This is a genomic window from Marinobacter lipolyticus SM19 (genome assembly GCF_000397065.2).
Classification (GTDB): Bacteria; Pseudomonadota; Gammaproteobacteria; order Pseudomonadales; family Oleiphilaceae; genus Marinobacter; species Marinobacter lipolyticus.
Genome location: NZ_KE007326.1, coordinates 102,358 through 110,984 on the forward strand (window position 1 = coordinate 102,358; position 8,627 = coordinate 110,984).

Annotated in this window: 7 protein-coding genes; 2 read left to right on the forward strand and 5 right to left on the reverse strand. The window is 58.7% G+C overall.

The window, feature by feature from the left end; translation table 11 throughout:
- Window positions 1-327: 327 nt before the first annotated feature.
- From cynS to MARLIPOL_RS12550, 4 genes are read right to left on the reverse strand one after another with little or no spacing between them, the layout of a single operon-like run.
- Window positions 328-771, reverse strand: a complete 444-nt coding sequence (gene cynS / locus MARLIPOL_RS12535) for a cyanase (RefSeq protein WP_012138527.1) — start codon at window positions 769-771, stop codon at window positions 328-330.
- Between the two features lie 27 nt (window positions 772-798).
- Complete coding sequence (locus MARLIPOL_RS12540; protein ID WP_012138528.1) at window positions 799-1,707, reverse strand: ABC transporter ATP-binding protein; 909 nt, start codon at window positions 1,705-1,707, stop codon at window positions 799-801.
- Window positions 1,708-1,762: 55 nt separating this feature from the next.
- On the reverse strand, window positions 1,763-2,590 hold the full coding sequence (ntrB, locus tag MARLIPOL_RS12545; protein ID WP_012138529.1) for a nitrate ABC transporter permease: 828 nt from the start codon (window positions 2,588-2,590) through the stop codon (window positions 1,763-1,765).
- Window positions 2,591-2,592: 2 nt separating this feature from the next.
- On the reverse strand, window positions 2,593-4,017 hold the full coding sequence (locus MARLIPOL_RS12550) for an ABC transporter substrate-binding protein (protein ID WP_012138530.1): 1,425 nt from the start codon (window positions 4,015-4,017) through the stop codon (window positions 2,593-2,595).
- A 300-nt stretch (window positions 4,018-4,317) separates the two neighbouring features.
- Here MARLIPOL_RS12550 and MARLIPOL_RS12555 point away from each other — a divergent pair, with 300 nt between their 5' ends.
- Together MARLIPOL_RS12555 and MARLIPOL_RS12560 are read left to right on the forward strand one after the other, a co-directional pair.
- Complete coding sequence (locus tag MARLIPOL_RS12555) at window positions 4,318-6,249, forward strand: sigma 54-interacting transcriptional regulator (protein ID WP_012138531.1); 1,932 nt, start codon at window positions 4,318-4,320, stop codon at window positions 6,247-6,249.
- 90 nt (window positions 6,250-6,339) lie between these two features.
- Complete coding sequence (locus MARLIPOL_RS12560; protein WP_012138532.1) at window positions 6,340-7,344, forward strand: AraC family transcriptional regulator; 1,005 nt, start codon at window positions 6,340-6,342, stop codon at window positions 7,342-7,344.
- Window positions 7,345-7,350: 6 nt separating this feature from the next.
- Here MARLIPOL_RS12560 and MARLIPOL_RS12565 read toward each other — a convergent pair whose 3' ends face one another.
- Window positions 7,351-8,532 (reverse strand): thiolase family protein, encoded by a 1,182-nt coding sequence (locus tag MARLIPOL_RS12565; RefSeq protein WP_012138534.1) that lies wholly within the window; start codon window positions 8,530-8,532, stop codon window positions 7,351-7,353.
- Window positions 8,533-8,627: the final 95 nt, after the last annotated feature.

Genomic DNA, 8,627 nt, shown 5'->3' on the forward strand with positions numbered 1-8,627 from the left:
GGGCAGGTAGGGGGTGGGGGTGTCTTTTCTTCTGGGAAAAAGAACTCGCTGCGCTGAGACACCTTTATTCCCGGCAGAAAAGACACCCCCACCCCCTACCGACGGGCAGAAACGATATCCCGAAGTTAAAAGAAAAGAAGAAAGTCTTTAACTTGGTGAACCCGTGTTGCACGTCGGCGCGGGGTGGTAGGTGGATTTTTCGCCGGAAAAAGGTGTCTGAGCGCAGCGAGTTCTTTTTCCAAGAAAAACTCCACCTGCCACCCCGCAAGCCCGCCCCACAACCCACAGGCTACAAGGACGGAAACTCCAAAGTTACAGGCCCTGAGATTACCAGGCTTTGTAAGGCAGGAACTTCCCATTCATGGTAACCACAACACGGTCGCCCTTGGGATTCTCTTCCTTCTCGATGTCCATGGTGAAATCGATCGCGCTCATGATGCCGTCGCCGAACTTCTCGTGAATGAGCTCCTTCATGGTATCGCCGTATACACCGACTACCTCATACAGGCGGTAGATCAAAGGATCCTGGGGAACGGCGCCGTCCCAGGCTTTCTTGGGGCAGACCTGCAGGGCTTCCGCCACCGGCTTGTCCAGGCCGAGGATTTCACACAAAGCGAAGGCTTTGTCTTCGGTCAGGCTGTTCATGCCCAGGGCTGCCGATGTTGTGAACACCGGGGACATGCCGATGGTTTCGGCGATGGATTCCCAGGTCATGCCCTTGGACACTTTGGCTTCCAGGATTTTGGCGGTCATCAGTTCTTTGTTCATCATGGCTGTTTCCTCTCTTGAGTTTTAACGTCAGGCATTCACCGCACGGGCAGCAGTGTCAGATTCGGATTCGGTTTCAGCGGACGCTGGCTTTGACTGGGCAACGCCTTTGGCGGGCTCGATGAATTTCGGGCTGCCGTCTCTCTCGGGCAGAGCCGAGCCGCTCCGGTTAACCAGGAAGTCCACCAGGTAGTCCCGGGTTTTGTGGTAGGCGGGGTTCTGGAATATGGTAGAGCGAGCCCGCGGGTGCGGTATGTTTACTTTGACGCTTTCGGCGATGCGGGCGTTTGGGCCATTGGACATCAGGAAGATACGGTCAGAGAGCAGGATGGCTTCGTCCACGTCGTGGGTGATCATGAACACGGTCTGGCGGGTTTCTTCCCAGATTTTTACCAGTTCGTCCTGAATCACACCCCGCGTCAGGGCGTCCAGTGCGCCAAAGGGTTCGTCCAGCAGCAGAAGTTCCGGCTGGGTGGCGAAGGCCCGGGCGATACTTACCCGCTGGCGCATGCCGCCGGACAGCTGGGATGGCTTGCGGTTCAGGGCGTGGTCCAGGCCCACCATTTTCAGATAGCGTTCGCTGTGCTCCTTCACCTTTTCCTTGGACCACCCGGGCCAGCGGGCGCGGACGGCGAAGACGATGTTGTTCAGGGTGGTTTTCCAGGGCAGCAGGCTGTAGTTCTGGAACACCACACCGCGTTCAAGGCCGGGGCCTTTGATTTCCTTGCCATTCATCACCACGTTGCCGGCGCTGGCTTCATCCAGGCCTGCGAGAACGTTCAGGATGGTGGATTTGCCGCAACCGGAGTGGCCGATGATGCAAACAAACTCACCTTTCTCCAGGGCAAAGCGGATGTCCCCGAAGACGGTCAACTCACCGCCCTGGCCGTCCGGATACACCTTGGACAGGCCATCTACTTCCAGGAATGATTTACTCATAACAGGTCTCCATTCGGAGGGTTGAGGCCGGCACCGGAAACCGGTGCCGGACCGCTCATTCTTTGTATTCCACCAGCTTCTGGGCCTTCCCCAGCGCCAGGTCGAGCAACATGCCCACCACCCCGATCATCAGGATGGAGAAGATCACACTGGCCAGATCCAGGTTGTTCCATTCGTTCCACACGTAGTAGCCAATGCCGGTGCCGCCCACGAGCATCTCTGCCGCCACGATGACCAGCCAGGCAATGCCGATGGAAATGCGCATACCGGTCAGGATAGTGGGCGCCGCCGCCGGCAGGATCACCGTAATGGCGGTGCGCAGGGGCCCCAGTTCGTGGGTGCGGGCCACGTTCACCCAGTCCTGCCTCACATTGGCAACGCCGAACGCGGTATTGAGCAACATCGGCCAGATCGAGCAGATAAAGATGACGAAGATGGCCGATGCGTCGGAATCCTGAATGATGAACAGCGCCAGCGGCATCCAGGCCAGCGGCGATATGGGCCTCAGTAGCTGGATGTAGGGATTCAGGGCCTTGTACATCAGCGGCGACATGCCAATCAGGAAACCCACTGGCAAGGCGATGGCCATGGCCGCCAGGTAGCCAGTCAGAACCCGGTACACGGAATAGGCCAGCTGGATGCCGATGCCTTTGTCGTTGGCGCCGGCGTCATAGAACGGGTTCGACAACTCAGCCCAGGCAAGCTTGATTACCGCCGACGGTGGTGGCACCCGGGACTCCTGTTCGGCACCGCCCATGAGCATTTCGTACTCAGTCATTCCCGTCTGAGCTTCCGGCGGCTGGGTCGCCATTTCCCAAAGTCCCAGAGCCAGAATCAGGAACGATATCGACAGGATCGCCGCCCGCATGTTCAGGGAGGCCATGGTTACACCCTCCCTATGGCAAAGCTGCGGGCGTACTCTTCCGGGCGGTTCGGATCGAAGGTTTTGCCCATGATCGTATGGGTCTTGTAGGTTTTATCCGGAGCGGCATACCCCATTTCCTCCATCAGCTTTCCGGTCTCGCCGGCCAGGTAGACCTGCTCGGCAATGCCTTTGTAATCGACGTCCCCCTCGATATAACCCCAGCGCTTCATTTGGGTCAGGATCCACATACCCATGGAATGCCACGGGAAGGGATCAAAATCGATCCGATCCGGAACGTTCTGAATCTCTCCCAAACCATCAGCGTAGTAGCCGGTCAGTACCTGCTGGATCACCGGCACTGGCTGGTTCAGGTAGTTTTTGGGCGCTATCGCCTCGGATATTTCTTTACGATTATCAGGATTATTGGAGTACTGGGTGGCGTCGATAATTGCCCTGAGCAACGCGCCGTAGGTGTTCGGATTCTCGGTAGCAAACTGCTGGCTGCACGCGAAGGCACAACACGGGTGGCCTTCCCAGATGTCCTTGGTGAGCATGTGAATGAACCCCACCTTCTCCCACACGGCACGCTGATTAAACGGATCCGGGGACAGGTAGCCATCCAGATTACCGGCGCGCAGGTTGGCGACCATTTCAGGTGGCGGAACCACGCGAATCTGCACGTCCTTGTCTGGGTCGATGCCGTTCTCGGCCAGGTAGTAACGCAGCAGGAAGTTGTGCATGGAGTATTCGAACGGCACCCCGAACTTGAAGCCTTTCCACTGCTTCGGATCCCGCTTGTCTTTATGATCAACATGCAGAACGATGGCCTGGCCATTAATATTTTCAACCGCAGGCATGATGAACGGTTGCGGCGTGGAGCCGGCGCCCATGGTCATGGCCAGGGGCATGGGTGTGAGCATATGGGAGGCGTCGTATTCGCCTGCCAGGGATTTGTCCCGGGCCACCGCCCAGCCGGCGGTTTTGGTGACCGTCACGTCCAATCCATAACGCTCATAGAACCCCATCGGGTGCGCCATGATGATGGGCGTGGCACAGGTGATCGGCACAAAGCCGACGTTCAGTCTGGTTTTCTCAAGCTTGCCGAGAGATTCCTTAACAGCCGCCTTGGCCTTATCCATGGGGAAAACGCTGCCAAGCAACGCCGCTGCCGTGCCCGCGCCCATCATTTTCATGAAACTCCGGCGGCTGTGATCGTTATGGCCGAAAACAGATCGGACGACCGCACTCTCGATGGCCCGATCCATCATCTCCTCGGAATCCATTCCCTCCCCGGGAACCGAGGCATCCTGGCTCGGTGATTGCTGCGGTTTCAGAGACATCGACGGCGCCTTTTGCCCGGGTTTGCATTCCGGACAACCGCAGGTTTTGGCGTGGATCAGTGACTGGTCACCGTCAAACGGATTGCCAAGGCTTTTCGTGGTCATGGGGCACTCTCCCTAATCTCGGATTGTTTTTGCACTCTCGCGGTGCAGCAAAGGCGCAGCTCGGGTCCAGTGCGAATATTTCGCCGGACCGGTTGCGATTTCTGGGAGAGCTATCGCAGGGTTTGTGCCAAGTCCCCGGCATTATCTAAAGCTCTGTTTACTATATATTTTTTTATAATACTCGAATCTGGATCAACGACGATATTTCGTAGTTAACGATATTTCGTAGCCGTAACTGCGATGTTTCGTAGTTGGCACAAGGTTTGTTTTGTCCTTTACGGAATGACACAGGACAGCGCCATGAGCCACGAAACCACCGCCATCCCCAAAGCCACCACCAACTGGATTGATCATCTGCCAGAAGCCGCCCTGCTGGTGGACGCTGGCCGGGATCTTATCCTGGCGGCCAACAGCGCCATGGGGCGGATGATCGGCACCGATCGGCAATCTCTGACAGGCACTCCCTGCACCCACCTGTTTACGGACCAGCGCCCGCAACTGATTGCCTTTACTGAGGAGACCCTGTTCCGCAGCCACGGCTGGAGCCGGGACTTCATCCTTCAGCATCGGGACGGCCACACAGTGGAGCTGGAGATCTCCTCCTCTCGGGTGGGCGAGGCGGAATCGCGGAACGTATTACTGTTGCTTCGGGACCGGCGCCAGCTACGCACACTGCGGGAGCGACACGATGCCAACCACTACCACCGGGGCGGGCTGCTGGAATGGCGTCGGGTTGAAGAGCTGTTCAAAGACATAGAGCGGGAGAATCAACTGATCCTGCATGCTGTCGGGGAGGGTATTTATGGCGTCGATGCCGAAGGGCGAACTACCTTCGCTAATCCTGCGGCGGAACGCATGTTGGGCTGGCGAATGGATGAGCTAATGGGACGGGTTATTCACCGGGTGGTACATCATTCCCATGAGGACGGCAGCCTTTACCCGCTGAAAGAGTGCCCTATCTACGCAGCCTTCCGGGATGCCAGCGTCAAACGGGTGGGCGAAGACTGGTTCTGGCGCAAGGACGGTAGCGGATTCACGGTTGAATATACCAGCACCCCCATCCTGGATAATGGCCACCCGGTGGGTGCTGTTGTCGTATTCCGGGATATCTCACCGCGCCTGCAGGCACAGAAGGAGCTTCAGAAAGCACTGGAAGAGGTAGAGAGCCTCAAGCATCGACTGGAGATGGAAAACGCCTACCTGCAAGAAGAGCTCAGCGCCGAATACCACTTTCACGAAATATTTGGCCAGAGCCAGGCCATCAGGGCCATCGTCCGCCGCATTGGCATGGTAGCTCCCACCGACGCCAACGTGCTGATCACCGGTGAATCAGGCACAGGCAAGGAGCTGATCGCCCGCGCCATTCACCAGTCCAGCAGCCGACGGGACCGGCCCCTGATTCGGGTCAACTGCGCCGCTATTCCCAAAGACCTGTTCGAGAGCGAGTTCTTCGGCCACATCAAAGGCGCCTTCACCGGTGCCATCAGTGATCGCGTCGGCCGATTCGAACTGGCTGATGGTGGCACGCTGTTCCTGGACGAAGTCGGAGAAATTCCGCTTGAACTGCAGGGCAAACTACTGCGGGTTCTGCAGGATCAGCAATTCGAGCGGGTCGGCGAGAACCGCACCCGGGCCGTGAATGTCCGGGTGATCGCCGCCACCAACCGGGATCTGAAGGCGGAAATTCAGGAGAGAACCTTCCGGGAAGACCTCTACTTCCGCCTGAACGTGTTCCCCATCGAGTCCGTGCCACTGCGTCGTCGCCTGGAGGACATTCCCATCCTCGCCCAGGAGTTCCTGAACCGGGCTTGCCAGAAATTCAACAGGCCTCAGCTGGCCCTCAGAGAACGTGACGTTGAAACCCTGAAAGCCTACCACTGGCCCGGCAATGTGCGAGAGCTGGAAAACGTCATTGAGCGCCAGGTGATCACCGCCGACGGCCGGCTGGATCTGGACCTGCCCGGGCCGGACTCCGCAGCCCGCACCACAAAGGCAGATACGCCCCCGGCCCGGCATTTCAGCGATGAATTAATGACAGAGCAGGAGCTACGGGAGCTGGAGAAACAGAACCTGGCACGAGCCCTGACAATGAGCAGTGGCCGGGTATTCGGGGATGACGGCGCGGCGGCCATGCTGGGCATCAAACCCACCACCCTGACCTCGCGTCTGAAGAAGCTGAAGATCGAACCCAGGGAGTTTCAGGTCAGGCCGGTAACGTCAGATTTTCCATAACAAACCCAGAACACAGCATTAACGCGAACATTGGTACAATGCTGACAAATCATATGGCCCACCCGTGATTGTCACCAAGGAAACCGTGTCATGCACAACCTGACGTTCTCCTCACACTATGCCCGAGCCGTCCTGCACGGGTTGGAGAAACGTGGTCTGCCGATCGCGGAATTGCTGCACAAGAACGGAATCGATCCGGACTTCATCTACCCGCCACGGGCACGGCTGCCCACCGAGCAGTTCATTCGCCTGTTCCGCATGACGTGGAAGGTGCTGGATGATGAATTCATGGGGCGCACCACCCAGCCTTGCAGGGTCGGGCATTTCCACCTGATGGGGTCCCTGGTGGTGCACAGTGCCACCCTGGAAGACGTTATCCGCCAGAGTATTCGCTGCTACCGGCTGTTCAATCACGACATCGAGATCGAGCTGAACACCGAGGGGGAAGAAGCGGAACTGACCATGACCCATCGCCATCCGGAGCTGGACCCGGATCAGTTCCTGATTGAATGGCTGTTGATGGTGTGGCACCGGCTGGTAGGGTGGCTGATCGGGCGTAAGATCGTGCTCAGCCACGCCACGTTTCAGCACGGGCTGCCCGGCCATTTCGATGAATACCGCTTTGTCTTCCCGTGCCAGTGTCACTTCGAGCAGCCGCGCAACAGCCTGTTCTTCAGCAAGGCGTACCTGACCATGCCCGTCACACGGACACCGGCGGAACTGGACGAGTTTATACTGAGTTCGCCCCGCAACCTGCTGGTCTGGACCGATGATGACGACAGCCTGACAACGCGGGTAAGAAGACTATTGGAAGGGATGGACCAGGATCGCTTGCCGACCCTGGAGACGATGGCGGATCACCTCAACATGACCAGCAACACCCTGAGCCGCAAGCTCAAATCCGAAGGCAGCGCCTATCAGAAGATCAAGGACAACCTGCGGCGGGATCAGGCGGTCACACTGTTGCTGCGACCTAACCTGACCATCACCGAGATTTCATCCCAGTTGGGGTTCACCGAGCCCGGCGCCTTCTCCCGTGCCTTCAAGCACTGGACCGGGCTCAGCCCCCTTGCCTACCGCAAACAGGACTATTAGACCCGCTTACAGAAGCTCGATGGCAACCGCCGTGCCTTCACCACCACCGATGCACAGTGAAGCAACCCCACGCTTGAGGCCCCGCTGTTTCAGGGCATTCATCAGGGTGATGATGATGCGAGAACCAGACGACCCGATCGGGTGACCGAGGGCGCAGGCGCCGCCATACACATTGACCTTGTCGGCCGGCAGCTTCAGTTCGTTGATGGCCGCCAGGGTCACCACGGCGAACGCCTCGTTGATTTCGAACAGATCGACATCGTCGACTGTCCAGCCGGCCTTCTTCAGCACCTTCTCGATCGCGCCGATGGGCGCCAGGGTGAATTCGGACGGCAAGCGGGCATGGGTCGCGTGGGCCACGATGCGCGCCTGGGGTGTCAGCCCCCGGGATTCGGCTTCCGCTGCGGACGCCAGAACCAGCGCAGAAGCGCCATCACTGATGGAGCTGGCATTGGCGGCCGTCACGCTGCCGTCTTTGGCGAACGCGGGCTTGAGCGTCGGAATCTTTTCCGGGCGCGCCTTGCCCGGCTGCTCGTCGGTGTCCACCACCGTCTCACCACCACGGCCAGGCACACTCACCGGCACAATTTCCGGTTTGAACCAGCCGCTCTCGATGGCCGCCAGGGATTTGTTCAGGGAGCCGATGGCAAACTCGTCCATGGCTTCCCGGGTGATGTTGAACTTGTCCGCCGTGCGCTGGGCAAACACGCCCATCAGGCCGCCTTCGTAGGCGTCTTCCAGGCCGTCCAGGAACATGCTGTCCATCACCTGGCCGTGGCCCATGCGCATGCCACCACGGGCCTTGGGCAGCAGGTACGGCGCCTGGCTCATGTTTTCCATGCCACCGGCAATCATGACGTTGTTGGTTCCGGCCTTGATCTGGTCGTGAGCCATGATCACCGCCTGCATGCCGGAGCCACACATCTTGTTGATGGTGGTGCAACCGGAGCTGTCCGGGATGCCGGAAGCGCGGGAGGCCTGGCGCGCCGGTGCCTGACCCAGCCCGGCCGGCAGTACGCAGCCCATAATCACTTCCTGAATGTCCGCCGGCTGCAGACCTGAACGCTCAATCGCCGCCTTGATCGACACCGCACCCAGTTCCGGGGAGCGGACCGAACTCAGGGAACCCATCATGCCGCCCATGGGAGTTCTTGCTGATCCTGCTATTACTACGTCGTTGGTGCTCATGGTATTTGTCCTCTTGATTCGGTGCAGGGCCGAGTATGGGGAAGTCTTTCAGGGACACGCTGTGAATACGTCCATGTACGCTCGACCAAAACATC